Consider the following 25681-nt stretch of genomic DNA (forward strand, 5'->3'; position numbering starts at 1 on the left):
TCAATGCTCCCGGCTTTCGAAGTCGATGCGTGGGTCGACCAGGGTGTAGGTCAGGTCGCCGATCAGTTTCACCACCAGCCCCAGCAGGGTGAAGATGAACAGGGTGCCGAACACCACCGGGTAATCGCGGTTGATCGCCGCCTCGAAGCTCATCAGGCCCAGGCCGTCGAGGGAGAAGATCACCTCCACCAGCAAGGATCCGGTAAAGAAGATGCCGATGAAGGCCGAGGGGAAACCGGCGATCACCAACAGCATGGCGTTGCGGAACACATGGCCGTACAGCACGCGGCGTCTGGTCAGGCCCTTGGCCCGGGCGGTGACCACGTACTGCTTGTTGATCTCGTCGAGGAAGCTGTTCTTGGTCAGCAGGGTCATGGTGGCGAAGTTGCCGATCACCAGCGCGGTCACTGGCAGCGCCAGGTGCCAGAAGTAGTCGAGGATCTTGCCGCCCCAGCTCAGCTGGTCGAAGTTGTTCGAGGTCAGGCCGCGCAGCGGGAACCAGTCGAAATAACTGCCGCCGGCGAACATCACGATCAGCAGGATGGCGAACAGGAACGCCGGGATCGCATAGCCGACGATGATCGCCGAGCTGGTCCAGACGTCGAAGTGGCTGCCGTGGCGGGTGGCCTTGGCGATCCCCAGGGGGATCGACACCAGGTACATGATCAGGGTGCTCCACAGCCCCAGGGAGATCGACACCGGGAGCTTTTCGCGGATCAGGTCGACCACCTTGGCGTCGCGAAAGAAGCTGTCGCCGAAATCCAGGGTCGCGTAGTTCTTGATCATGATCCACAGGCGTTCCGGCGCCGACTTGTCGAAGCCGTACATCTTCTCGATTTCCTTGACCAGGGCCGGGTCCAGGCCCTGGGCCCCGCGGTAGCTGGACCCGGCCACCGAGACTTCGGCGCCGCCGCCGGCGATCCGGCTGGTGGCGCCTTCGAAACCCTCGAGCTTGGCGATCATCTGTTCCACCGGGCCGCCGGGCGCGGCCTGGATGATCACGAAATTGATCAGCAGGATGCCGAACAGCGTGGGGATGATCAGCAGCAGGCGTCGCAGAATGTAGGCCAGCATCTTATTGCTCCACGCCGTCGGGGGCGGCCTGCGAGTGGGTGTCCGGGGTCACGGCCGGCTTGGCGTCGGGCTTGATCCACCAGGTCTGGATGCCAACGTCGTACTTGGGCGAGACGCTCGGGTGGCCTATGTGATCCCAATAGGCCACGCGCCAGGTCTTGATGTGCCAGTTGGGAATCACGTAGTAGCCCCATTGCAGCACCCGGTCGAGGGCGCGGGCATGGGCCACCAGGCTCTTGCGCGAGTCAGCGTTGATCAGGTCTTCCACCAGGGTGTCGATGGTCGGGTCCTTGAGGCCGATGAAGTTGCGGCTGCCGGGGTTGTCGGCGCTGGAGGACTTCCAGTATTCGCGCTGCTCGTTGCCCGGCGAACTCGATTGCGGGAAGCCGCCGACCACCATGTCGAAGTCCCGCGAGCGCAGGCGGTTGATGTACTGGGAAACGTCGACCCGGCGGATCACCAGGTCGATCCCCAGGTCCGCGAGGTTGCGCTTGAACGGCAGCAGCACGCGCTCGAACTCGGTCTGGGCCAGCAGGAACTCGATCACCACCGGCTTGCCCTGGGCGTCGACCATCTTGTCGTCGACGATGCGCCAGCCGGCTTCCTGCAGCAGCTGGTAGGCATGGCGCTGCTGGGCGCGGATCATGCCGCTGCCGTCGCACACCGAAGGCTGGAAGGCTTCAGTGAAGACCTGGTCGGGGATCTTGCCGCGCAGCGGTTCGAGGATCTGCAGCTCGTCGGCGTCGGGCAAGCCGGTGGCGGCCATTTCCGAGTTCTCGAAGTAGCTGCGGGTGCGGGTGTAGGCGCCGTTGAACAGTTGCTTGTTGGTCCACTCGAAGTCCAGCAGCAGGCTCAGGGCCTTGCGCACCCGCACATCCTGGAACAGCGGACGGCGGATGTTGTAGACGAAGCCCTGCATGCCGGTGGGGTTGCCGTTGGGGATCTGTTCCTTGATCAGCCGGCCTTCGGCTACGGCCGGGATGTTGTAGGCGTTGGCCCAGTTTTTCGCGCTGGTCTCCAGCCAGTAGTCGAACTGGCCGGCCTTGAGGGCTTCCAGGGCCACGGTGTTGTCGCGGAAATAGTCGGTGGCCATGACGTCGAAGTTGAACTGGCCGCGGTTGATCGGTAGGTCCTTGCCCCAGTAATCCTTGACCCGCTCATAACGCACCGAGCGTCCGGCCTTGACCTCGACCACCTTGTACGGGCCGCTGCCGAGGGGGATTTCCAGGTTGCCCTTGGAAAAGTCGCGGTGTTCCCACCAGTGCTTGGGCAGTATCGACAGCTGCCCGAGAATCAGCGGCAGTTCGCGATTGTTGGTGTGCTTGAACTTGAACAGCACCTTGAGCGGGTCTTCGGCGATCACGTCCTCGACGTCGGCGTAGTAGCCGCGGTACATCGGCGCGCCGGCCTGCATCAGGGTCTGGAAGCTGAACACCACGTCTTCGGCGCGGATCGGATGGCCGTCGTGGAAGCGCGCCTCGGGGCGCAGGTAGAAACGCACCCAGCTGTTGTCCGGGGCTTTCTCGATCTGCCCGGCAATCAGGCCGTACTCGGTGAAGGGTTCGTCCAGGCTCTGGCGCATCAGGGTGTCGTAGATCAGGCCGATATTGTCCGCCGGCACGCCTTTGTTGATGAACGGGTTGAGGCTGTCGAAGCCGCCGAAGCCGGACTCGCGGAAGGTGCCGCCCTTGGGCGCGTCCGGGTTGACGTAGGCGAAGTGCTTGAAGTTCGCCGGGTACTTCGGCGGTTCGTTGTACAGGGTCAGGGCGTGTTGCGGGGCGGCCTGGGCGAGGCAGGCGATCCCCGCCAGCAGCACGCCGCCGGCCCACGGGAGCAGGGCACGCAGGGGCATCATTGGGCTTTCTCCAGAGACTTCAGCCACCAGGCGCTCAGGCCCAGTTGGTAGGGCGGCGTGGTGACGAAGGCGAACCGGTTGCGGTACGCCAGGCGATGATAGTTGAGGTACCAGTTGGGGATGATGTAGTGCTGCCACAGCAGCACCCGATCCAGGGCCCGACCGGCGGCCAGTTGCTCGTCGCGGCTCTGCGCGGCGAGCAGGTGTTCCAGCAGGTGATCGACGATGGGATTGTCGATGCCCGCATAGTTCTTGCTGCCCTTGACCCCGACCTGGCTGGAGTGGAAGTACTGCCATTGCTCCAGGCCCGGGCTCAGGGTCTGGTTCAGGGTCATGAGGATCATGTCGAAATCGAACTGGTCCAGGCGCTGCTTGTACTGCGCCCGGTCCACGGTGCGCAGGCGCGCGTCGATGCCGATGCTGGCCAGGTTCTCGACGTAGGGCTGGAGGATCCGTTCCAGGTTCGGGTTGACCAACAGCAGCTCGAAACGCAGCGGCTGCCCGTTGCTGTCGAGCAGGCGCTGGCCGTTGAGCTTCCAGCCAGCTTCGGCGAGCAGGCCCAGGGCCCGGCGCAGGGTCGCCCGCGGGATGCCGCGGCCGTCGGTCTGCGGCAGGCTGAAGGGCTGGGTGAACAGGCTGGCGGGCAACTGCTCGCGGTAGGGCGAGAGCAGCAGCCATTCATGGCCGACCGGCAGGCCCGTGGCGGAGAACTCGCTGTTAGGGTAGTAGCTGGTCGCGCGCTTGTAGGCGCCGCTGAACAGGGTGCGGTTGGTCCACTCGAAATCGAACATCAGGCCCAGGGCTTCGCGCACCTTGCGCTCGGCGAAGATCGCCCGGCGGCTGTTCATGAACAGGCCCTGGGTCTGGGTCGGGATCTGGTGCGCCACCTGGGCCTTGATGATGTCGCCGCGATTGACCGCGGGGAAGTTGTAGCCGTTGGCCCAGTTCTTCGCCTGGTGTTCGATATAGATGTCGAACTCGCCGGCCTTGAAGGCTTCGAAGGCGACGTCGCTGTCGCGGTAGAACTCCACCGCGACCTTGTTGAAATTGTTGAAGCCGCGATTGACCGGCAGGTCCTTGCCCCAGTAGTCCTTGACCCGTTCGAACAGCAGCGAGCGCCCCGGTTGCACCCGGGTGATGCGGTAGGGGCCGCTGCCCAGCGGCGGCTCGAAGGTAGTGGCCTTGAAATCGCGGTCTTTCCAGTAGTGCTGCGGCAGCACCGGCAACTCGCCCAGGCGCAGGATCAGCAGCGGGTTGCCGGAGCGCTTGAAGACAAAACGAATGCGCTGCGGGCCGAGGATGTCCACCCGCTGCACTTCCTGCAGGTTGGTGCGGTATTGCGGGTGGCCTTCCTTGAGCAGCAGCCGATAGGAAAACGCCACATCGTAGGCGGTGATCGGCTGGCCATCGTGGAAGCGCGCCTCGGGGCGCAGGTTGAACACCACCCAGCTGCGGTCTTCGCTGTATTCGACGGAACGGGCGATCAGGCCGTAGCTGGAAGTCGGCTCGTCGCCGGACGGCGCGTACTGGCCGGTGCCGACCATCAGCGGCTCGTTCAGCTCGTTGACCCCGTATTGCAGGAAGTTGGGCGTGGAAACCGGGCTGCTGCCCTTGAAGGTGTAGGGGTTGAGGGTGTCGAAGGTGCCAAACGCCATGACCCGCAAGGTCCCGCCTTTGGGCGCGGCGGGGTTGACCCAGTCGTAATGGGTGAATTTGGCGGGGTACTTGAGCGTGCCGAACTGCGCGTAACCATGACTTTCAGTGATCGTTGCGCTTGCGGGAAAGCTCAAGGCCAGACTGATTAGGGACAGGAGGAGGGGACGCATCAAGTCAGAGATCCGATCCAGGCGGCTTGGGCTTTGTGCTCCGTACAGTAACAGCTTGTATCGACAGGAAAAAGGCCGCCCCGGGCTGGTCACGACATTTGCTTGTCGCCGCTGGATACAGCGCAATCCGTAGCCGCTGCCGCAGGCTGCGATCGACCGGTACGGTCGCGGCGATCGTCCTGGCGCAGGAGGGCCTGCGGCCCTATCGCAGCCTGCGGCAGCGGCTACACCGGAAGAGTCGTCGGATACATCGCGATTTCAAGGCAGCCTTGTAGCCGCTGCCGAAGGCTGCGAACGACCGGCACGGTCGCGGCGATCTTGCTGGCGCAGGAGGGCCTGCGCCAGGAGCTGCAGATCAGTGAGGCAGGTAGACGGTCAGCATCTGGCCTGGCTTGAGGGCTTGGCCGGCGCGGGGATTCCAGCGCTTGAGGTGCTGCATCTCGACGTTGAAGCGCTTGGCCACCATGTACAGCGAATCGCCTTGCTTGACCTTGTACTGGGTCGACTTCTTGTCGGCGCGGGCGACCAGGGTCTTCTTGCCGGAAGCCTTGGCGCTGGTCTTGCTGCTGGCCTTGGCCCGGGTGTCCTGCATGACCAGGGTCTGGCCGACCTTGAGCTGCTTGCCGCTGAGTTTGTTCCAGCGTTGCAGGTCCTTGACGTCGACCTTGTTGGCCTTGGCGATCTGCGACAGGTTATCGCCACGCTTGACCCGGTAGTTGCGCTTGGCCTGGGCCATTTCGCGACTGTCGGCACCCTCGAACACCGGCTTGAACGAACGCTGGCTGATCAGCTCTTCGGGTTTCATGGTCGACAGGCTGGCGCTCAGCAGTTGCGCCTTGGACGTCGGCACCAGCAGATGCTGGGGACCGTCGATGGTGGTGCGCTGCTTGAAGGCCGGGTTGAGCTGGAACAGCTCGTCTTCGTCGATATTGGCCACCGCGGCGACCTTGGACAGGTCCATGCGCTGGTTGATCTCGACGACCTGGAAGTAGGGTTCGTTGGCGATCGGGTTCAGGTTCACGCCATAGGCTTCCGGCGCCAGCACCACCTGGGACAGGGCCAGCAGCTTGGGCACGTAGGCCTGGGTTTCCGACGGCAGCGGCAGGTTCCAGTAGTCGGTGGGCAGGCCGAGTTTCTCGTTGCGCTCGATGGCGCGGCTGACCGTGCCTTCGCCGGCGTTGTAGGCCGCCAGGGCCAGCAGCCAGTCGCCGTTGAACATGTCGTGCAGGCGGGTCAGGTAATCCATGGCCGCGGTGGTCGAGGCGGTGATGTCGCGACGGCCATCGTAGAAGCGGGTCTGGCGCAGGTTGAAGGAACGACCGGTGGACGGGATGAACTGCCAGAGGCCCACCGCGTCGGCCCGGGAATAGGCCATCGGGTTGTAGGCGCTCTCGATCACTGGCAGCAGGGCCAGCTCCAGTGGCATGTTGCGTTCTTCAAGGCGTTCGACGATGTAGTGGATATAGAGACTGCCGCGTTCGCTGGCATTCTCGAGAAACGAGGGGTTGCTGGCGAACCACAGGCGCTGCTGTTCGATGCGCGGGTTGACGCCGATGCCTTCCTGCAACTGGAAACCTTCGCGCATGCGCTCCCAGACGTCCTGGGGCAATTGCGGGCTGGGTTTCTCATTCAGCCAGATGGGTTTCTGCTTGATGCGGGCGTTGAAATTCTGGGTGTGCGAAGCGTCGGTTTGCGGGACGTGGCTCGTGCTTTGGCAGCCCGCCAGGGTGGCGGACACAGCCACCGCGATGGCTTGAGCCAACCGCGTCAATGCGTCTGAATTGATGGATTTACGAATAGATGACGACATTGGCTGGAAGTAAGTTCCGGGCAAAAATGTCGGGCGATTCTAGAAAGCGCACCCGGTGCGGTCAACCATTCAGAATTTTCGTACCAACCCGCAACCTGCTTAGAACTTATCTTTCCAAGCCCGCAAGGCAGCAAAAACCGCACTCTGAGCCCGGTTATCGAGGCCATTCCGTTCGTCCGCTTTTTGTTTAACGGATGTTTCACCGGTACGCAGGAAAGGATTGGTGAGCTTTTCCAGGGCCAGGGTGGAGGGCAGGGTCATGCGGCCATTTTCCCGCAGTTCGCTGACTTTGCGCAGGCGCTCGGCGATGTCCGGGTTATCCGGTTCCACCGCCTGGGCAAAACGCAGGTTGCTCAAGGTGTATTCGTGAGTGCAGTACACCAGGGTGTCCGCGGGCAACGCGGCCAGGCGGCTCAGCGAATGGTGCATCTGCTCCGGCGTGCCCTCGAACAGGCGCCCGCAACCGGCGGCGAACAGGGTGTCGCCGCAAAACAGCAGGCCGTGATGATAGTAGGCAATATGCCCCAGGGTGTGCCCGGGCACCGCGTAGATGTCGAAGTCCCAGCCAAGGATGCTGGCGCGGTCGTTGTCGTTCAGGGCCACGTCGCGCCCCGGGATGTTTTCGTTGGCCGGGCCCCAGACCTTGGCGCCGCTGGCTTTTTTCAGCTGTTCGACACCGCCGACATGGTCGTGGTGGTGATGGGTCACCAGGATATCGCTCAGCACCCAGCCCGGATGCTCGGCGAGCCAGGCCTGCACCGGCGCGGCGTCACCCGGGTCGACCACTGCGCAACGCTGATGGCTGTGGTCCTGTAACAACCAGATGTAGTTATCGGTGAACGCGGGCAGGGCACTGATCTGTATCATCGTTGGAGTCGCCAAGCGGAAAACATTGGCGCATCTTAGAACTTCTTGGCGGGTTGGAGAATGCAATGACCGATAAAGCGTTCGCTCAGGCCGATCCTGACTGGCTGGCCCTGATCAGTGCCGCCCGTGAGTGGCTGTCCGGGCCACTGGGGCAATTTCTGCTGGATGAAGAACGGCGCATGCTCGACGACGAGCTGGGACGCTTCTTCGGCGGCTACCTGGTGCATTACGGCCCGTCGGCGCAAACCCCGCCGGCGGCGCCCCAGGTGCAGCGCAATGTCCGCCTGGGCGCGCCGCTGCCCGGTGTCGAGATCGTCTGCGAGGAGCAGGCCTGGCCGCTCAGCGAGCATGCTGCCGATGTGGTGGTGCTGCAGCACGGCCTGGATTTCTGCCTGTCACCCCACGGCCTGCTGCGCGAAGCCGCCAGCGCCGTGCGACCGGGCGGGCATCTGTTGATCGTAGGTATCAATCCCTGGAGCAGCTGGGGCCTGCGGCATGTGTTCGCCCATGACGCCTTGCGCAAGGCGCGCTGCATTTCCCCATCGCGGGTCGCCGACTGGTTGAACCTGCTGGGCTTCGCGCTGGAGAAACGCCGCTTCGGGTGCTATCGTCCGCCGCTTGCCTCGGCGGCCTGGCAGGCTCGGTTGGCCGGCTGGGAGCGCAAGGCCGGCGACTGGCAACTGTCCGGCGGCGGCTTCTACCTGCTGGTGGCGCGCAAGATAGTGGTCGGCCTGCGCCCGGTGCGCCAGGTACGCCGCGAGCCGATGGGCAAGCTGGTGCCGCTGCCGATGGCCAAGGTCAACCGCCGGCACAGCGAACCCCCTCTTTAATTCAGCCGGGCCGAACCTGCCCGGCTTGGGCGTTGTCGATCGACGATCGGCAAGCCACAGGTATTTTCGATTGGAAGTCTGGCATGAGCGATAGCGTAGAAATCTTCACCGACGGCGCCTGCAAGGGCAATCCTGGCCCGGGAGGCTGGGGCGCACTGCTGGTGTTCAAGGGCGTGGAGAAGGAACTCTGGGGCGGCGAGGCCAACACCACCAACAACCGCATGGAGCTGATGGCGGCGATCCGCGGCCTGGAAGAGCTCAAGCGCGAGTGCCAGGTGGTGCTGGTCACCGACTCGCAGTACGTGATGAAGGGCATCAACGAGTGGATGGCCAACTGGAAAAAGCGCGGCTGGAAAACCGCGGCCAAGGAGCCGGTGAAAAACGCCGACCTGTGGCAGCAGCTCGATGAGCAGGTCAACCGTCACCAGGTCACCTGGAAATGGGTGCGCGGCCATACCGGCCACCACGGCAACGAACGGGCCGACCAACTGGCCAACCGCGGCGTCGACGAGGTGCGCGGTTACAAGCAGGCCTGATGCGTTGAGCTTGTAGTCAGTTGCAGCGCAGCGGCCGTTCGAGCCGCTGCTTCACTTCCCGCATCGCGCGGGGCGAATCCACCAGCACCGCGTCCATCTTCAGGCAGGCGGCCGCCTGGTAATCCTCGGTCGTATTGATCCCGATCGCCAGCATCCGCACCTTGCCCCGGGACTGGAAGCAATCCACCGCGGCGGGCGTCCACAGCCGGGCATCGACCTTGGAGCGGGCCTCGCCCAGGGTGAAGGCCTCAACCAGTTGCACCGGGCGCCGGTACTCAAAGGCCACCCAACTGTCTGGCGCCGGCGGCGCCGTGCAGCTGTGGGCCAGGGCGATGCTGGCCAGTCGATCCCGGGTGTTGTCCCGGGACTCGAACAGCCGCGCCTGCGGATAGTGCGCGAACGCCTGCTGGTAGCTGGCATCGGTGGAGTAGATCAGCACCCGGTTCCAGGCATGCAGCTGCTCCAGCACCTGGGCGACCGCCTTGGCCTGGGGCGCGGCGGGCAGGGCCTTCATGTCAAGAATGACTGGCACCGAGCCGGGGATCGCCGCCAGCGCCTGCTGCAATGAGGGGATGGTCGCCGCCTGGGAGCGATAGGGAAAGGTCACCTGGCCATCGGCCGCGGTCTGCTTGAAGTTCCAGCCGGCATTCAGTGTTTGCAACTGCGCCAGGGTTTTCTCGCTGACCGTGCCGGACGCCGGGGTATTGGCGCTCAGGTCCGCCGGTCGATACAGCACCGGCACGCCGTCGCGGCTCAGTTGCACCGTCAGCCAGAGCATGTCGACGCCGTTGCGCAGGGCGTTGTCGATGGCCAGCAGGGTGTTCTCGGGAAAGTCCGCGGCGCCGGCGCGATGGGCGACGATCAACGGTCGTGGCCCGGCGTCGCTGTCGGTTGCCGGAAGGGAAGAACAGCCACTGATGAAGGCCGCGGCCAGCAGCAGTGGGAGCATCTGTCGAGTCTCGAGCATGGGAGGGCGGTTTCCTGGAAATGAGCGCAAGGCCGGGGGCCAGCCCCCGCCCGCCTGAGTGGGCCGTACGGTAGCGCAATGACCTCGCTCAGTTAAAGAAACGCGTAATGCGCGGGGTGAATTAGTGATCCTGTTCCGGGACGGTCAAAGGGTAAGGATGGCGCTGGCCAGTTGCAGGTCGGAGTATCGTGGGTTGCCGAGTGTCTGGCGAATGTGCCGCATGGCCGCTTCCAGCTGGGCGCCGCGGATCTCGCCGGCGCTGGCGACAAAGGCCGCGGCATCGGTCCTGGCGGCGAGCACGAGTTTGTCGTCCTTGAAGGAACTGGTGGCTTTCGAACTGCCTTCGGTTGTGCTCAAGGCCAGGCTCATGGTGATGTCGGTGCTGATCACCAGGCTGGTGGCCTGGCCGATGTCGGCGAACAGGCAGGCGCAGAGCAGCAAGGTCAGGCGGGTTTTGCAGGGGGTCATAACAGGGCGAGGTCCGCTGAAAATAGGGTCGGGCACCCTAACAAGCCGCCACGCGGCGAACTGCATGGGCTTTGCGAATGATTGTTAAAAACTGCGCACGCCGGGGCCAGGCGAATCCGCCATGCGTGCCATGCCGCGAGAGCGTGCTAAAATCCCGCGCCTTGAAAGACTTCCACCGTTGAGAACTGACCCCTGATGGCCAACAGATCTGTTGTACTCGATACCGAAACCACCGGCATGCCGGTGACCGACGGCCACCGGATCATTGAAATCGGTTGCGTCGAGTTGATGGGACGGCGCCTGACCGGTCGGCATTTCCACGTCTACCTGCAGCCGGATCGCGAGAGCGACGAGGGCGCGATCGGCGTCCACGGCATCACCAACGAGTTCCTGGTGGGCAAGCCGCGCTTCGCCGAAGTCGCCGACGAGTTCTTCGAGTTCATCCAGGGCGCGCAGCTGATCATCCACAACGCGGCGTTCGACGTTGGCTTCATCAACAACGAATTCGCCCTGATGGGCCGGCACGACCGCGCCGACATCACCCAGCACTGCACCATCCTCGACACCCTGTTGATGGCCCGGGAACGCCACCCCGGCCAGCGCAACAGCCTCGATGCCTTGTGCAAGCGCTATGACGTCGACAACTCCGGTCGTGAGCTGCACGGCGCCTTGCTCGACTCGGAGATTCTCGCCGACGTCTACCTGACCATGACCGGCGGCCAGACCAGCCTGTCCCTGGCCGGCAACGCCTCGGATGGCAACGGCAGCGAAGGCTCGGGCAACCGCGCCAGCGAAATCCGGCGTCTGTCGGCGGATCGCCAGCGCGGGCGGATCATTCGCGCCAGCGAAGCCGAACTGGCCGAGCACCAGGTGCGTCTCGAGATCATCGCCAAATCCGCCGGTGCCCCGGCGCTCTGGACCCAGCTGGCCGAAGCCAAGGCCCAGCAGCAGTAGTTGTTCGTGGGCGACCTTTTGTTACAGGAGGTCGTTGACGGGGTTACGCGCCGGCCCCCGAGCTTCTACCCTGAGGTGATTGGCGGACCCTTGTCCGCCGCCTCAGGATGCCTGGTGCCATGTACAAAGACCTGAAATTCCCCGTCCTTATCGTGCATCGCGACATCAAGGCCGACACCGTCGCCGGCGACCGGGTACGGGGGATCGCCAGGGAACTGGAGCAGGAAGGCTTCAGCATCTTTTCCGCGGTGGACTACGCCGAAGGGCGCCTGGTGGCCTCGACCCATCACGGCCTGGCCTGCATGCTGATCGCCGCCGAAGGCGCCGGGGAAAACACCCACTTGCTGCAGAACATGGTGGAGCTGATCCGCCTGGCCCGGGTGCGCGCGCCGAACCTGCCGATCTTCGCCCTGGGCGAGCAGGTGACCCTGGAAAACGCCCCGGCCGACGCCATGAGCGAGCTCAATCAACTGCGCGGCATTCTTTACCTGTTCGAAGACACCGTACCGTTCCTGGCGCGCCAGGTGGCGCGGGCGGCGCGCAATTACCTCGATGGCCTGTTGCCGCCATTTTTCAAGGCGCTGGTGCAACATACGGCGGACTCCAACTATTCCTGGCACACCCCGGGGCACGGCGGTGGCGTGGCCTATCGCAAAAGCCCGGTGGGGCAGGCGTTCCACCAGTTCTTCGGTGAGAACACCCTGCGTTCGGACCTGTCGGTGTCGGTCCCGGAGCTGGGTTCGCTGCTCGATCATACCGGCCCCCTGGCGGAAGCCGAGGCGCGGGCGGCGCGCAATTTCGGCGCCGACCACACCTTCTTCGTGATCAACGGCACCTCGACCGCCAACAAGATCGTCTGGCACTCCATGGTCGGTCGCGATGACCTGGTGCTGGTGGATCGCAACTGCCACAAGTCGGTGCTGCACTCGATCATCATGACCGGCGCCATCCCGCTGTTCCTCTGTCCGGAGCGCAACGAACTGGGGATCATCGGCCCGATCCCCCTGAGCGAGTTCAGCCGCGAGTCGATCCAGGCGAAGATCGACGCCAACCCGCTGACCCAGGGGCGGCCGCCCAAGGTCAAGCTGGCGGTGGTCACCAACTCGACCTACGACGGCCTTTGCTACAACGCCGAGCTGATCAAGCAGAGCCTGGGCAACAGCGTCGAGGTGCTGCATTTCGACGAGGCCTGGTACGCCTACGCGGCCTTCCATGAGTTCTTCGAGGGGCGTTACGGCATGGGCACCTCGCGCAGCGCCGACAGCCCGCTGGTGTTCACCACCCATTCCACCCACAAGCTGCTGGCGGCCTTCAGCCAGGCCTCGATGATCCATGTGCAGGACGGCGGCGCCCGGCAGCTGGACCGCGACCGCTTCAACGAAGCCTTCATGATGCACATTTCCACCTCGCCGCAGTACAGCATCATCGCCTCGCTGGACGTGGCCTCGGCGATGATGGAGGGGCCGGCGGGGCGTTCGCTGCTGCAGGAAATGTTCGACGAGGCCCTGAGCTTTCGCCGGGCCCTGGCCAACCTGCGCCAGCACATTGCCGCGGACGATTGGTGGTTCTCCATCTGGCAGCCAGAGCGGGTGGAAGGTATCGACCGGGTCAGCACCGCGGACTGGCTGCTGGAGCCGGAAGGCGAGTGGCACGGGTTCGCCGGGGTCACCGACGACTATGTGCTGCTGGACCCGATCAAGGTCACCCTGGTAATGCCCGGGCTCACCGCCGGCGGTGCCCTGAGCGAGCGCGGGATCCCGGCGGCGGTGGTCAGCAAGTTTCTCTGGGAGCGCGGTCTGGTGGTGGAAAAGACCGGCCTGTATTCGTTCCTGGTGCTGTTTTCCATGGGCATCACCAAAGGCAAGTGGAGCACCCTGCTGACCGAGTTGCTGGAGTTCAAGCGCAACTACGACGCCAACGTCAGCCTCGCCGCCTGCCTGCCGAGCATCGCCCAGCAGGACATGGCGCGCTACCAGGGCATGGGCTTGCGCGATTTGTGCGATCAGTTGCATGCCTGCTACCGCAGCAATGCCACGGCCAAGCACCTCAAGCGCATGTACACCGTGCTGCCGGAGGTGGCGATGAAGCCCGCCGACGCCTACGATCAGTTGGTGCGGGGCGAGGTCGAGGCCGTGTCCATCGATGCCCTCGCCGGGCGAGTGGCGGCGGTGATGCTGGTGCCGTACCCGCCGGGTATTCCCCTGATCATGCCGGGCGAGCGCTTCACCGAGTCGACTCGCTCGATCATCGATTACCTGGCTTTCGCCCGTACGTTCGATAGCAGCTTTCCCGGCTTTGTCGCGGATGTGCATGGATTGCAGCATGAAGACGAAGGCAATGGGCGGCAGTACACCGTCGATTGCATCAAGGTTTGAGGACGTTTCCCGCTATGCAGCCAATGATCAATCCCAAGTACCCCGGCCTGTCGGTGCGCGTTGCCGACGACGGTTTCGCCGCGTATGTCTGGGGCAGCGATTTCAGCTTCGAAGTCAGCGCCTATGCCCAGGCACAGAGCGAGCAGGTGGTGGCCAAGTGGCCGTTGCACCCCATCACCCCGTACCGCAAGTGTTACGGCATCGACCCCGAAGAGTTCAGCAGCTATCGCGATGCCGCCGACAGCGCGGTGTTCATGGCCTACCTGGACGACGAACCGGTCGGCCATGTGGTGGTCAGCACCAACTGGAACGGCTACGCCCATATCGACGAGTTGGCGGTGCATGCGCCGGCGCGACGCCACGGGGTGGCCAAGGCCTTGCTGGATGTGGCGCAGTTCTGGAGCCGCAAGAAAAAACTGCCGGGCATCATGCTCGAGACCCAGAACAACAACCTGGGGGCCTGCCGCTTGTATGAGCGCTGCGGTTATGTGGTGGGTGGCATCGATCACCTGCGTTACCGCGGGATTGATCCAACCACGGCCGAGGTGGCGATTTTCTGGTATCGGCTGTTCAACGACGAGCTGGCTCGGGAAACCGGGGTCTAGCCGGCCAGCATGCCTTCAGCCTTTTCCGTGAGGGTTTCCAGCAGCGCTTCCAGGGTTGGCGAGGATGGACTGCCGCCGCGGGTCAGGGCATAGAGGGTGACCGGGATCGGCGGCGACAGCGGGCAGACGTCCAGCCCGCCTTCGCGCGCCCCGAGGGCGGTGAAGGGGTCGACAATGGCCAGGCCTTCGCCGGCCTCGACCATGCTGCGCATCATCTGGTGGGTTTGCACCCGGGTGTGGATGGTCGGGCTCGGGCGCAGGTTCTGCAGCTTGCTGTCGAGGGCCACGCTCAGCGGGTCCTGGCCTTCCAGGCCGACCATGGCCTGGCCCGCCAGGTCCTGCAGGGAAATGTACTTCTGCTTCGGTTGCAGCCAGCCGTGGGGCGCCAGCAATTGCAGCTTGCCCTGGGCCAGGGCCACGCACTGGATATCGGGGTGGTCGGGGTTGTGCAGGCTCAGGCCCAGGTCGCCTTCGCGCAGCAACAGGCTCTTGACCATGTCGCGGGTGGCCTGGCTGGCGAGGTGGCACGGGGTGTCGGGAAAGCGCCGGCGCAGGGCGGCGATGCTCTGCGGCAACAGTTGCTGGGCCAGGGGCGGGGTGCCGATGATGCGCAAGGGCGGCGCCTGGTATTGCTTCAGGCTGTCGGCCAGGCGTTGCACGGGTTCGAAGGCGTCATACAGGGTGGCGATCGCCGGTTGTAGCTCGCGGGCCTCGCGGGTGGCTTGCAGGCGTCCGCGAACACTGGCGAAGAGCATGAAGCCCGATTGGCTTTCGGCGTCGCGCAGGATCGTTTCCACCTCGGCCACCGGCAATTGCAGCAGCTCGGCGGCCGTGCCCAGGTGTCCGGTTTGCAGGAGCGCCTGAATCACTTCGATATGACGTAAACGCATGCTTGAAGTCCATGTCCAGCTGGTGGGGGATTCACACTGAATCCTAACCCATGTCCGCGCCTATGACTTCTGCTCATAACGGTACGTTATGAAGGAAGGATGGTCTCGGGTTCGCGAATGAGGGTGATGCCCGACTGCACGAGGAGGAATTGGTTGTCGTCCATTTTGTTGACGCGATCGCCAATGGCCAGGCGATAGGTGGTGACAGGCTCCGAGCCGGCGATGCCCTCTGGCGAGGGGGTGGATTCCTGGAACTCATGCACCGAATAGACACGGCCTTCCGCGTCCCTTGCATGAAATTGTCCGACGAGTACTGCTGCCATCTTTAGAGCCTCTGGAGATAAAACACTCAATTTGCGGTCCTGTAGACCGTGCCTGGGCGAACTAAGTTTAGCGGCGGAAAAAAAATAGTCCGCGGCCCTGATTGCAGCTGGCGTACAGCGGCGTGAAGCCTGGAAAAGCTCACGGAACTTCTTTCGGCGGGTGGCTGTGGGCGGGGTGGATCATCTATAACTACCAGCCTCCTCAACCAGAAGTCGGGAATTCGCTATGAGCAACGTCTACACGATTGCAGTGCTGGTGGGCAGCCTGAGAAAGGCCTCGATCAACCGGAAAGTGGCGCTGGCCCTGGCGGAACTGGCGCCGGCCAACCTGCGGCTGAAGATTGTCGAGATCGGCGATCTGCCGCTTTACAACGAAGACATCGATGTGGATCCACCGGCAGCCTACAGGACTTTCCGTGAACAGGTGAGTGCAGCCGACGCCGTGCTGTTCGTCACTCCGGAATACAACCGCTCGGTTCCCGCACCGATGAAAAACGCCATCGACGTGGGGTCGCGCCCCTACGGCAAGAGCGCCTGGAGCGGCAAGCCGGGGGCAGTGATCAGCGCATCCCCGGGCGCCATCGGCGGTTTTGGCGCCAACCATCATCTGCGCCAGTCCCTGGTGTTCCTCAATGTGCCATGCATGCAGCAGCCGGAAGCCTACCTGAGCGGCGCCGGTTCGGCCTTCGACGAGGCGGGCAAGCTGTCCGAGTCGGTCAAGCCGTTCCTGCAGAACTTCATCAATGCCTACGCCCAGTGGGTCGAGCAGCACAAAAAGCTCTGATCCTGCTACCGCGGGAGTCGGCCGACCGGCTCCCGTGGGTGATGGATATTCCGCTTGCCACGGTAAAAGCGCTTTACCGCATATCTGAATATTCATATATTCGCCACTCCCAATGCCTGGAGTGGCCCTGGTGTCCGACTCTCTCAACCCCGCCGAGCTGTTCAAGGCGCTTGCCGACGAAACCCGCAGCCGCATCGCCTTGCTCGTGACCCGCGAAGGCGAGTTGTGTGTCTGCGAACTGACCGCCGCCCTGGGCCAGAGCCAGCCGAAGATCTCCCGGCACCTGGCGCTGTTGCGCAGCTGCGGCCTGCTGGCCGACCGCCGCCAGGGGCAATGGATCTACTACCGGCTGCACCCGCAGTTGGCCCCCTGGGTGACCACCCTGCTGCACGACACGCTGCAGGCCAACAGCCCCTGGCTGCAGGCTGACCTGCAACGCCTGCAGACCATGATCGATCGCCCCGTGCGCTGCTGCTGAATTCTCATCACCTTCACTTTTCCTGCTCAAGGCTGCCCGGCATGCTGACTGCTTCATTGATTTTCCTGCTGACCATTACCCTGGTGATCTGGCAGCCCAAGGGCCTCGGCGTGGGCTGGAGCGCGGTGTTCGGCGCGGTGCTGGCACTGCTGTTCGGGGTGGTGCAACTGACGGATATCCCGGTGGTCTGGCAGATCATCTGGAACGCCACCGGCACCTTCGTCGCCTTGATCATCATCAGCCTGCTGCTCGACGAGGCCGGGTTTTTCGCCTGGGCCGCCTTGCATGTGGCGCGCTGGGGTCAGGGCAGCGGACGCAAGCTGTTTGCCTTCATGGTGTTGCTGGGGGCGCTGGTGTCGGCGCTGTTCGCCAACGACGGGGCGGCGCTGATTCTCACGCCGATCGTGATTTCCATGCTGCTGGCGTTGCGCTTCTCCCGGGCCGCGACCCTGGCGTTCGTCATGGGCGCCGGGTTTATCGCCGATACCGCGAGCCTGCCGCTGGTGGTGTCGAACCTGGTGAACATCGTTTCCGCGGACTTCTTCAACATTGGTTTCAACCAGTACGCGGCGGTGATGCTGCCGGTGAACCTGGTCAGCGTGGCCGCGACCCTGGCGGTGTTGCTGTGGTTCTTCCGCCGCGACATTCCGCAGGCCTACGACCCCGAAGAACTGGCACAGCCGGCCAGCGCGATCCACGACAAGGCCACCTTCGTCGCCGGCTGGTGGGTGCTGATCATCCTGCTGCTGGGGTGTTTTGCCCTGGAGCCGCTGGGCATTCCCATCAGCGCGATTTCGGCGGTGTGCGCGGCCCTGCTGCTGGGCATTGCGGCCAGGGGCCACAAGATTTCCACCCGCAAGGTGCTCAAGGAAGCGCCGTGGCAGATCGTGATTTTCTCCCTCGGCATGTACCTGGTGGTGTACGGCCTGCGTAATGCCGGGCTGACCACGCACCTGGCCGGCTGGCTCGATCGCTTCGCCGACTACGGCATCTGGGGCGCGGCCATGGGCACCGGGCTGCTGACCGCGGTCTTGTCATCGATCATGAACAACCTGCCGACGGTGCTGATCGGCGCGCTGTCCATCGACGCCAGCCAGGCCAGCGGCCTGGTCAAGGACGCGATGATCTACGCCAACGTGATCGGCAGCGACCTGGGGCCGAAGATCACCCCGATCGGCAGCCTGGCCACCTTGCTCTGGCTGCATGTGCTGGAACGCAAGAACATTCATATCGGCTGGGGCCGCTACTTCAAGGTCGGCATCGTGCTGACCCTGCCGGTGCTGCTGGTGACCCTGGCGGCGCTGGCCGTGCGCTTGTCGGTGATGTGAGGGTCCACCGCGCACCCCGTAGGAGCCAGCTTGCTGGCGATGCAGGCACCGTGGTGTGTCAGGTATGACGCTATCGCGAGCAAGCTCGCTCCTACAGGGGGCAGGCGGAGGCTCAACTGGTTCCGGGGACGTTCGGCCAGAGGTCCGCCACCAGGAACAGGCGTTCGGCTTCTTCCCAATCGCCGGCGCGGTTTTCCGTCAGGCGCACCAGCAATTGCGCCGGAGCGTGCGGGTCGAGTTCCTCCAGCCAGGCTTGCAGCCGTGGAGCGCTCCAGGTTTGTTCCGCCGGGTAGGACGCTGGCGCCAGCCAGGCCTGGCGCGGCAAGGGTTGCCAGCGCCCGGGCGGGCTTTGATCGATAAAGGCCGGCCAGTCGCGCTGGTGCAGCCAACGCCCGCGCAGGTGCTGTGGGTGGGCGCCGCGGGGCGGTTGCGTGGTGCCGGGCCAGGGGTAGAGCAGGTAGCCGCCGAGCCACAAGTGGGCGCTGAAGTCCTGGATATCCATGGCCGCCAGCACCTCCAGGCTGTCGGCCCGGGCGGAGATCGGCAACTGGTGTTCGTTCAGGTGCGCCAGCTTGCGGTCCAGGCGGTCGTGGCAGCCGGGGCCCAGCCATAACGCGGTGTCTGCGCCGTTGCCCGATTGCGGGCCGAGGTAGAGCTTGATCGCCAGTTCCAGGTGGTGAATGCCGTCGCGGTCGCGCAGCAGCATGTCCAGTTCGCCCAGGGTGTGGCCGGCGCGGCGGATCGGCAGGTTGGCCGCCAGCAGCTCGACACCGGGCGCGTGCTGTACGGCAAATTGCCACAGGCGTTCGTAGTAGAGCCCCAGGCGCTTGGTCGGCCCGAGGGCCAGCCAGCGGCGCAGGGCACGGCCGTCCTGGTCCAGCTGGCGCAGCCAGTGCGCCAGCAGCTGCGGCGCCTGCACCCAGTCGCTGCCGGCCAGTGGGTGGCGCTGCGGCCAGGGGGTCTCGTCGAGCATCGGCGGCGCGAGGATGACCCAGGCCAGGTCGCGCACTTCGGGGTGGCGCAACTGGCGGGGGAGGTCGAGCAAGCCGGGAAACAGGATCATTCTGCGAGCATAGCGCCTAACGTCGAGGCTGAAAGGATTTTGTCTATGGCCGGCTTTCGCCCATAATCTCTGCTTTGCCCGTCCCAGAACCCCTGCAGGAGCCCCATGGAGCAATTTCGCAATATCGGCATTATCGGTCGCCTGGGCAGTTCGCAGGTGCTGGACACAGTTCGCCGACTGAAAAAGTTTCTGCTCGCCCGCCACCTGCATGTGATCCTCGAAGACACCATCGCCGAAGTCCTGCCCGGCCACGGCCTGCAGACCTCCTCGCGCAAGCTGCTGGGCGAAGTCTGCGACATGGTGATCGTGGTCGGCGGCGACGGCAGCCTGCTGGGCGCGGCCCGTGCCCTGGCGCGCCACAACATCCCGGTGCTGGGGATCAACCGCGGCAGCCTGGGCTTCCTCACCGACATTCGTCCGGACGAGCTGGAGGTCAAGGTCGCCGAAGTCCTCGACGGCCACTACCTGGTGGAAAACCGCTTCCTGCTGCAGGCCGAAGTACGGCGCCACGCCGAAGCCATCGGCCAGGGCGATGCGCTCAACGATGTGGTGCTGCACCCGGGCAAGTCGACGCGGATGATCGAGTTCGAGATCTACATCGACGGCCAGTTCGTCTGCAGCCAGAAGGCCGACGGCCTGATCGTCGCCACGCCGACCGGCTCCACCGCCTACGCCTTGTCCGCCGGCGGGCCGATCATGCATCCCAAGCTCGACGCCATTGTGATTGTGCCGATGTACCCCCATACCTTGTCGGGAAGGCCGATTGTGGTCGATGGCAACAGCGAGCTGAAAATCGTCGTGTCCAAGGATATGCAGATCTACCCGCAGGTTTCCTGCGACGGGCAGAACCATTTCACCTGTGCCCCCGGTGACACCATCACCGTCAGCAAGAAGGCCCAGAAACTGCGCCTGATCCACCCGCTGGACCACAATTATTACGAGGTCTGCCGGACCAAGCTCGGCTGGGGCAGTCGACTGGGTGGTGGAGGCGACTGATGCTCGATCCCGCGCGTAGCTACGACCTGATCGGTGACGTGCACGGTTGCGCCCTGACCCTTGAGCACTTGCTGGACAAGCTCGGTTATCGCAAGCAGGGCGGCGTCTGGCGGCATTCGTCGCGCATGGCGGTGTTCCTCGGCGACATCATCGATCGCGGCCCACGGATCCGCGAAGCCTTGCACATCGTCCACGACATGGTCGAGGCCGGCCAGGCGCTGTGCGTCATGGGTAACCATGAGTTCAACGCCCTGGGCTGGGTCACCCCGGCAGCGCCCGGCGGCGGCAGGCAGTTCGTGCGCGAACACACGCCGCGCCATGCCCGCCTGATCAACGAGACCCTGGCGCAATTCGAGCATTACCCCAACGACTGGCACGATTTCCTCGCCTGGTTCTACAAGATGCCGCTGTTCGTCGACGCCGGGCGTTTTCGCGTGGTGCATGCCTGTTGGGACGCCGGCCTGATCGAGCCGCTGCGGGCGCAATACCCCGATGGCTGCATCGACGAGCACTTCCTCCAGGCCTCGGCGATCCCCGGCAGCTTCGCCAATAACGTGTTCGACCGCCTGCTGCGCGGCACCGACATGCGCCTGCCCCATGGCTTGACCATGACCAGCGGCGATGGCCTGACCCGTTCGTTCTTCCGCACCAAGTTCTGGGAAGACGACCCGCAGACCTACGGCGACATCGTGTTCCAGCCCGATGCGCTGCCCGAGCCGGTGGCCCGCACGCCGCTGTCCTCGGCGGAGAAAAACAACCTGCTGCGCTACGGCGTCGATGAGCCGCTGCTGTTCGTCGGTCATTACTGGCGCAGCGGCAAACCGGCGCCGATTCGCTCGAACCTGGCCTGCCTGGATTACAGCGCGGTGCTCTACGGCAAGCTGGTGGCTTACCGCCTGGACCAGGAAACCCGCCTGGACCCGGATAAATTCGTCTGGGTCTATGTCGAGCGGCCGGAGGAGTCCTTGCCATGAGTGCTGTTGCAGTATTGCGTCTGCCGTTGAATGTGGACCTGAGTGGCTTCGTCAAACTGTTGCAACGCATGCAGGTACCGCACCGGGTCAGCGAGGAAGCGGGGGAGCAGGTGCTCTGGGTGCCGGACGCCATCAGCGAGGATGTGCGTTCGTTGTACGAGCGGTTTCCGGCGGGCGACCCCGAGCAGCAACTGGACATCCCCGAGGCCGGTGCCGCCATGCGTCGTCCGGGGTTCGTCGAGCAATTGCACCGTAGCCCGGCCACCGCGCTGATCCTGCTGCTGAGCCTGATTGTCGGAGCCCTGACCCTGCTCGGCGAAAACCTCGGCACCCTGCGCTGGCTGACCTTCCTGGAATTTCGCGTGGTCGGCGACTACATCCAGTTCACGCCCCTGGCCGACAGCCTGGCGGCGGGGCAGTGGTGGCGCCTGGTCACGCCGATGCTGATCCACTTCGGCTTCCTGCACATCGCCATGAATGGCATGTGGTACTGGGAGCTGGGGCGGCGCATCGAACAGCGCCAGGGCAGCATCAACCTGCTGGGCCTGACGCTGCTGTTCAGCCTGGTGTCGAACTACGCGCAATACCTGTTCAGCGGGCCGAGCCTGTTCGGTGGCTTGTCCGGCGTGCTGTACGGCCTGCTCGGGCATTGCTGGATCTATCAGTTGCTGTCGCCCAACCCGGCCTATCGCCTGCCTCGCGGAGTCCTGGCGATGATGCTGGTGTGGTTGCTGATCTGTATGTCGGGGCTGATCTCGGTGATCGGCTTCGGTGAAATCGCCAACGCCGCCCACGTCGGTGGGTTGCTCGTCGGATGCCTCACAGGTTTGTTGGGCGGCTTGTACAGTCGCCGTAAACTGGCCCTCTAACGCTGGAGACCGCTTATGTCGTCGTTTGTTGAAATGATTGAAAACATCACCCCGGACATCTACCAGAGCCTGAAACTGGCGGTAGAGATCGGCAAATGGTCCGATGGCCGCAAGCTCACCGCCGAGCAGCGCGAGCTGTCCCTGCAGGCGATGATCGCCTGGGAAATGCAGAACCTGCCCGAAGAGCAGCGCACCGGTTACATGGGCCCGCAAGAATGTGCGTCGAAGTCGATCGAAGTGCCGAACATCCTGTTCAAGTCGGATGCCATCCATTGATCGAGATCGGCCGTGGCTCCATCAGTAAAATGTCGGCGCGCCTGGACGGGGCGGACGTGCAGTATGCCTTTCGCCTTGGCGACACCGAGGTGCCGGTCAACCCATTGATCGGCAGCACCGTGCGCCTGGAATACCTGGGGGCGATCCACTGCACCCATTGCGGGCGCAAGACCAAGACCAGCTTCAGCCAGGGTTACTGCTACCCGTGCATGACCAAGCTGGCCCAGTGCGATATCTGCATCATGAGCCCGGAACGCTGCCACTACGACGCTGGCACCTGCCGCGAGCCGTCCTGGGGCGAGCGGTTCTGCATGACCGACCACGTGGTGTACCTGGCCAACTCGTCGGGGATCAAGGTCGGCATCACCCGCGCCACCCAGCTGCCGACCCGCTGGCTCGACCAGGGCGCCAGCCAGGCGCTGCCGATCATGCGCGTGGCGACCCGCCAGCAGTCCGGTTTCGTCGAGGACCTGTTCCGCAGCCAGGTGGCCGACAAGACCAACTGGCGCGCCTTGCTCAAGGGCGACGCCGAGGCGGTAGACCTGGCGCAAGTGCGCGACCAGCTGTTCGCTTCCTGCGCCGAGGGCCTGCGCGCCTTGCAGGAACGCTTCGGCCTGCAGGCGATCCAACCGGTCAGCGATGTCGAGCCGATCGAGATCCGCTACCCGGTCAAGCAGTACCCGGCCAAGATCGTCAGCTTCAACCTGGACAAGAACCCGATTGCCGAAGGCACGCTGCTGGGGATCAAGGGCCAATACCTGATCTTCGATACCGGCGTGATCAACATTCGTAAATACACGGCCTACCAGCTCGCCGTGCATCAGTAGAAGGATTCGCCGCATGCGCACCGAACAACCGAAGATGATTTACCTGAAGGACTATCAGGCGCCCGAGTACCTGATCGACGAAACGCACCTGACCTTCGAGTTGTTCGAGGACCACAGCCTGGTCCATGCGCAACTGGTGATGCGCCGTAACCCGGCGCATGGCGCCGGCCTGCCGCCGCTGGTGCTCGACGGCCAGCAGCTGGAGCTGCTGTCGGTGTCCCTGGGCGATCGCGAGCTGACGGCCGCGGATTACCAGCTGAGCGCCAACCACCTGACCCTGCAGCCGACCAGTGAATCCTTCACCGTCGACACCAGCGTCAAGATCCACCCGGAAAGCAACACCGCCCTGGAAGGCCTGTACAAGTCCGGCGGCATGTTCTGCACCCAGTGCGAGGCCGAAGGCTTTCGCAAGATCACCTACTACCTCGACCGCCCGGATGTGATGAGCAAGTTCACCACCACCGTGGTGGCCGAGCAGCACAGCTACCCGGTGGTGTTGTCCAACGGCAACCCGATCGCCAGCGGGCCGGGCGAAGACGGCCGGCACTGGGCGACCTGGGAAGACCCGTTCATGAAGCCGGCCTACCTGTTCGCCCTGGTGGCGGGCGATTTGTGGTGCGTCGAGGACAGCTTCACCACCATGAACCAGCGCGAAGTCGCGCTGCGCATCTACGTCGAGCCGGAAAACATCGACAAGTGCCAGCACGCCATGACCAGCCTGAAGAAGTCCATGCGCTGGGACGAACAGACCTACGGCCGTGAGTACGACCTGGACATCTTCATGATCGTCGCGGTCAACGACTTCAACATGGGCGCCATGGAGAACAAGGGCCTCAACATCTTCAACTCCAGCGCCGTGCTGGCCCGCGCCGAAACCGCCACCGACGCCGCGCACCAGCGGGTCGAGGCGATCGTCGCCCACGAATACTTCCACAACTGGTCGGGCAACCGCGTGACCTGCCGCGACTGGTTCCAGCTGTCGCTCAAGGAAGGCTTCACGGTATTTCGCGATGCCGGCTTCTCCTCGGACATGAACTCGCGCACGGTCAAGCGCATCCAGGACGTGGCCTACCTGCGCACCCACCAGTTCGCCGAAGACGCCGGCCCCATGGCCCACGCCGTGCGTCCGGAAAGCTTTATCGAGATCTCCAACTTCTACACCCTGACCGTGTACGAGAAGGGTTCGGAAGTGGTCGGCATGATCCGCACCCTGGTGGGCGCCGAAGGCTTCCGCAAGGGCAGCGACCTGTACTTCGAACGCCACGACGGCCAGGCCGTGACCTGCGACGATTTCGTCAAGGCCATGGAAGACGCCAACGGCATCGACCTGGGCCAGTTCAAGCGCTGGTACAGCCAGGCCGGCACCCCACGCCTGGCGGTCAGCGAGGCCTATGACGCGAAGGCGAAGACCTACAGCCTGACCTTCCGCCAGAGCTGCCCGCAAACCCCGGACAAGGTGGAAAAACTGCCGTTCGTGATTCCGGTCGAGCTGGGCCTGCTGGACGCCAAGGGCGCGGCGATTGCCCTGCGCCTGGCCGGCGAAGCCGCCGCGCAAGGCACTTCGCGGGTGATCTCGGTGACCGAAGCCGAGCAGACCTTCACCTTCGTCGACATCGCCGAACAGCCACTGCCGTCCTTGCTGCGCGGTTTCTCGGCGCCGGTGAAGCTGAGCTTCCCGTATAACCGCGACCAGCTGATGTTCCTCATGCAGAATGACAGCGACGGTTTCAACCGTTGGGACGCCGGCCAGCAACTGGCAGTGCAGGTGCTGCAAGACCTGATTGCCCAGCATCAGCAGGGCCAGGCGCTGGTGCTGGACCAGCGTCTGGTCACCGCGCTGGGCACGCTGCTGGCCGATGACAGCCTGGACCAGGCCATGGTCGCGGAAATGCTTTCGCTGCCGGGCGAGGCCTACCTGACCGAGATCAGCGAAGTGGCGGATGTCGAGGCCATTCACGCGGCGCGCGAGTTCGCCCGCCAGCAATTGGCCGATAGCCTGTTCGATGCATTGTGGAAGCGTTACCAGACCAATCGCGAGGCCTCCAAGGCCACCGCTTATGTGGCCGAGTCCGAGCACTTCGCTCGCCGCGCCCTGCAAAACATCGCGCTGTCGTACCTGATGCTCACCGAGAAGCCGCAAGTGCTGGCGGCCGCCATCGAACAGTTCGACGCCGCCGACAACATGACCGAGCGCCTGACCGCGCTGGCGGTGCTGGTCAACTCGCCGTTCGAGGCCGAGAAGGCCAAGGCCCTGGCGGTGTTCGCCGAGCACTTCAAGGACAACGCCCTGGTCATGGACCAGTGGTTCAGCGTCCAGGCCGGCAGCACGCTGCCGGGCGGGCTGGAGCGGGTCAAGGCCCTGATGCAGCACCCGGCGTTCAACATCAAGAACCCGAACAAGGTGCGTGCCCTGATCGGCGCCTTTGCCGGCCAGAACCTGATCAACTTCCACGCCGCGGACGGCTCCGGCTACCGCTTCCTGGCCGACCTGGTGATCCAGCTCAACGGCTTCAACCCGCAGATCGCCTCGCGGCAACTGGCGCCGCTGACCCGCTGGCGCAAATACGACAGCGCCCGCCAGGCGCTGATGAAAGGCGAGCTGGAGCGCATTCGTGCTTCCGGCGAGCTGTCCAGCGATGTCTTTGAGGTCGTGAGCAAAAGCCTCGTCTGACGCCGGGCTTGGGCCTATGTAGGCTCGACAGCTGT

General features: G+C 64.2%; 24 protein-coding genes. 14 read left to right on the forward strand and 10 right to left on the reverse strand.

The window, feature by feature from the left end; genetic code table 11:
- From AC07VU_RS28225 to gloB, 5 genes are all read right to left on the reverse strand, one after another.
- Positions 1-1074, reverse strand: coding sequence for a microcin C ABC transporter permease YejB (locus AC07VU_RS28225; RefSeq protein ID WP_007920957.1), 1074 nt, complete (start codon positions 1072-1074; stop codon positions 1-3).
- A 1-nt stretch (position 1075) separates the two neighbouring features.
- Entirely contained in the window at positions 1076-2929 is a 1854-nt protein-coding gene (locus AC07VU_RS28230; protein ID WP_274306655.1) for an extracellular solute-binding protein, read from the reverse strand.
- Complete coding sequence (locus tag AC07VU_RS28235; RefSeq protein WP_085531095.1) at positions 2926-4755, reverse strand: extracellular solute-binding protein; 1830 nt, start codon at positions 4753-4755, stop codon at positions 2926-2928. Before AC07VU_RS28235 ends, AC07VU_RS28230 begins: the two co-directional genes overlap by 4 nt.
- Before the next feature lie 355 nt (positions 4756-5110).
- Complete coding sequence (locus AC07VU_RS28240; protein WP_087092858.1) at positions 5111-6565, reverse strand: transglycosylase SLT domain-containing protein; 1455 nt, start codon at positions 6563-6565, stop codon at positions 5111-5113.
- A 99-nt stretch (positions 6566-6664) separates the two neighbouring features.
- A complete protein-coding gene (gene gloB / locus AC07VU_RS28245; protein WP_053260919.1) occupies positions 6665-7432 on the reverse strand; it encodes a hydroxyacylglutathione hydrolase in 768 nt (255 codons plus the stop codon).
- A 65-nt stretch (positions 7433-7497) separates the two neighbouring features.
- Here gloB and AC07VU_RS28250 point away from each other — a divergent pair, with 65 nt between their 5' ends.
- Complete coding sequence (locus tag AC07VU_RS28250; protein WP_009043593.1) at positions 7498-8262, forward strand: class I SAM-dependent methyltransferase; 765 nt, start codon at positions 7498-7500, stop codon at positions 8260-8262.
- An 83-nt stretch (positions 8263-8345) separates the two neighbouring features.
- A complete protein-coding gene (rnhA, locus tag AC07VU_RS28255; RefSeq protein ID WP_007920943.1) occupies positions 8346-8798 on the forward strand; it encodes a ribonuclease HI in 453 nt (150 codons plus the stop codon).
- A 16-nt stretch (positions 8799-8814) separates the two neighbouring features.
- Here rnhA and AC07VU_RS28260 read toward each other — a convergent pair whose 3' ends face one another.
- Together AC07VU_RS28260 and AC07VU_RS28265 are read right to left on the reverse strand one after the other, a co-directional pair.
- Entirely contained in the window at positions 8815-9765 is a 951-nt protein-coding gene (locus AC07VU_RS28260) for a glycerophosphodiester phosphodiesterase family protein (protein ID WP_495030891.1), read from the reverse strand.
- Positions 9766-9909: 144 nt separating this feature from the next.
- Complete coding sequence (locus AC07VU_RS28265; protein ID WP_007920935.1) at positions 9910-10233, reverse strand: DUF2388 domain-containing protein; 324 nt, start codon at positions 10231-10233, stop codon at positions 9910-9912.
- A 195-nt stretch (positions 10234-10428) separates the two neighbouring features.
- Between AC07VU_RS28265 and dnaQ the strand changes: the two genes are divergently transcribed.
- The 3 genes from dnaQ to AC07VU_RS28280 all read left to right on the forward strand — a co-directional run bounded on the left by dnaQ (position 10429) and on the right by AC07VU_RS28280 (position 14167).
- On the forward strand, positions 10429-11187 hold the full coding sequence (gene dnaQ / locus AC07VU_RS28270) for a DNA polymerase III subunit epsilon (protein WP_274306658.1): 759 nt from the start codon (positions 10429-10431) through the stop codon (positions 11185-11187).
- A 119-nt stretch (positions 11188-11306) separates the two neighbouring features.
- The gene (locus AC07VU_RS28275) at positions 11307-13562 is read left to right on the forward strand and encodes an Orn/Lys/Arg family decarboxylase (protein ID WP_009043597.1); all 2256 of its coding nucleotides are present in this window, start codon (positions 11307-11309) and stop codon (positions 13560-13562) included.
- A 14-nt stretch (positions 13563-13576) separates the two neighbouring features.
- The gene (locus AC07VU_RS28280) at positions 13577-14167 is read left to right on the forward strand and encodes a GNAT family N-acetyltransferase (protein ID WP_150050820.1); all 591 of its coding nucleotides are present in this window, start codon (positions 13577-13579) and stop codon (positions 14165-14167) included.
- Here AC07VU_RS28280 and AC07VU_RS28285 read toward each other — a convergent pair.
- Together AC07VU_RS28285 and AC07VU_RS28290 are read right to left on the reverse strand one after the other, a co-directional pair.
- The gene (locus AC07VU_RS28285) at positions 14164-15057 is read right to left on the reverse strand and encodes a LysR substrate-binding domain-containing protein (protein ID WP_007920927.1); all 894 of its coding nucleotides are present in this window, start codon (positions 15055-15057) and stop codon (positions 14164-14166) included. The two genes, AC07VU_RS28280 and AC07VU_RS28285, sit on opposite strands and share 4 nt — an antisense overlap.
- An 86-nt stretch (positions 15058-15143) precedes the next feature.
- Positions 15144-15380 carry a hypothetical protein gene (locus AC07VU_RS28290; protein WP_025809195.1) on the reverse strand — a complete coding sequence of 79 codons (237 nt, stop codon included), beginning with the start codon at positions 15378-15380 and terminating at the stop codon, positions 15144-15146.
- A gap of 226 nt (positions 15381-15606) precedes the next feature.
- On the opposite strand from AC07VU_RS28290, the gene AC07VU_RS28295 reads away from it, so the two are divergent.
- From AC07VU_RS28295 to AC07VU_RS28305, 3 genes are all read left to right on the forward strand, one after another.
- A complete protein-coding gene (locus AC07VU_RS28295; RefSeq protein WP_007920924.1) occupies positions 15607-16164 on the forward strand; it encodes an NADPH-dependent FMN reductase in 558 nt (185 codons plus the stop codon).
- A 130-nt stretch (positions 16165-16294) separates the two neighbouring features.
- Positions 16295-16642, forward strand: coding sequence for a metalloregulator ArsR/SmtB family transcription factor (locus AC07VU_RS28300; protein WP_277588636.1), 348 nt, complete (start codon positions 16295-16297; stop codon positions 16640-16642).
- A gap of 41 nt (positions 16643-16683) precedes the next feature.
- Positions 16684-17970: an arsenic transporter gene (locus AC07VU_RS28305; protein ID WP_274306662.1), complete on the forward strand. Its 1287-nt coding sequence runs from the start codon at positions 16684-16686 to the stop codon at positions 17968-17970.
- A gap of 112 nt (positions 17971-18082) precedes the next feature.
- On the opposite strand, the gene AC07VU_RS28310 is transcribed toward AC07VU_RS28305, so the two are convergent.
- On the reverse strand, positions 18083-19033 hold the full coding sequence (locus AC07VU_RS28310; protein WP_085531083.1) for a DUF1853 family protein: 951 nt from the start codon (positions 19031-19033) through the stop codon (positions 18083-18085).
- A gap of 105 nt (positions 19034-19138) precedes the next feature.
- Here AC07VU_RS28310 and AC07VU_RS28315 point away from each other — a divergent pair, with 105 nt between their 5' ends.
- From AC07VU_RS28315 to pepN, 6 genes are read left to right on the forward strand one after another with little or no spacing between them, the layout of a single operon-like run.
- Complete coding sequence (locus AC07VU_RS28315; protein ID WP_007920913.1) at positions 19139-20029, forward strand: NAD(+) kinase; 891 nt, start codon at positions 19139-19141, stop codon at positions 20027-20029.
- Positions 20026-21003 (forward strand): metallophosphoesterase, encoded by a 978-nt coding sequence (locus AC07VU_RS28320; protein ID WP_495030913.1) that lies wholly within the window; start codon positions 20026-20028, stop codon positions 21001-21003. Before AC07VU_RS28315 ends, AC07VU_RS28320 begins: the two co-directional genes overlap by 4 nt.
- The gene (locus tag AC07VU_RS28325; protein ID WP_274306663.1) at positions 21000-21872 is read left to right on the forward strand and encodes a rhomboid family intramembrane serine protease; all 873 of its coding nucleotides are present in this window, start codon (positions 21000-21002) and stop codon (positions 21870-21872) included. The genes AC07VU_RS28320 and AC07VU_RS28325 overlap by 4 nt, the downstream gene beginning before the upstream one ends.
- Positions 21873-21887: 15 nt before the next feature.
- The gene (locus AC07VU_RS28330) at positions 21888-22148 is read left to right on the forward strand and encodes a YeaC family protein (protein ID WP_007920905.1); all 261 of its coding nucleotides are present in this window, start codon (positions 21888-21890) and stop codon (positions 22146-22148) included.
- On the forward strand, positions 22145-22975 hold the full coding sequence (locus AC07VU_RS28335) for a DUF2797 domain-containing protein (RefSeq protein WP_053260928.1): 831 nt from the start codon (positions 22145-22147) through the stop codon (positions 22973-22975). The genes AC07VU_RS28330 and AC07VU_RS28335 overlap by 4 nt, the downstream gene beginning before the upstream one ends.
- A gap of 13 nt (positions 22976-22988) precedes the next feature.
- Positions 22989-25646 carry an aminopeptidase N gene (gene pepN, locus AC07VU_RS28340; RefSeq protein WP_495030892.1) on the forward strand — a complete coding sequence of 886 codons (2658 nt, stop codon included), beginning with the start codon at positions 22989-22991 and terminating at the stop codon, positions 25644-25646.
- The last annotated feature ends 35 nt before the right edge of the window (positions 25647-25681 follow it).

The organism is Pseudomonas sp. GW821-FHT02B10, from assembly GCF_059421865.1.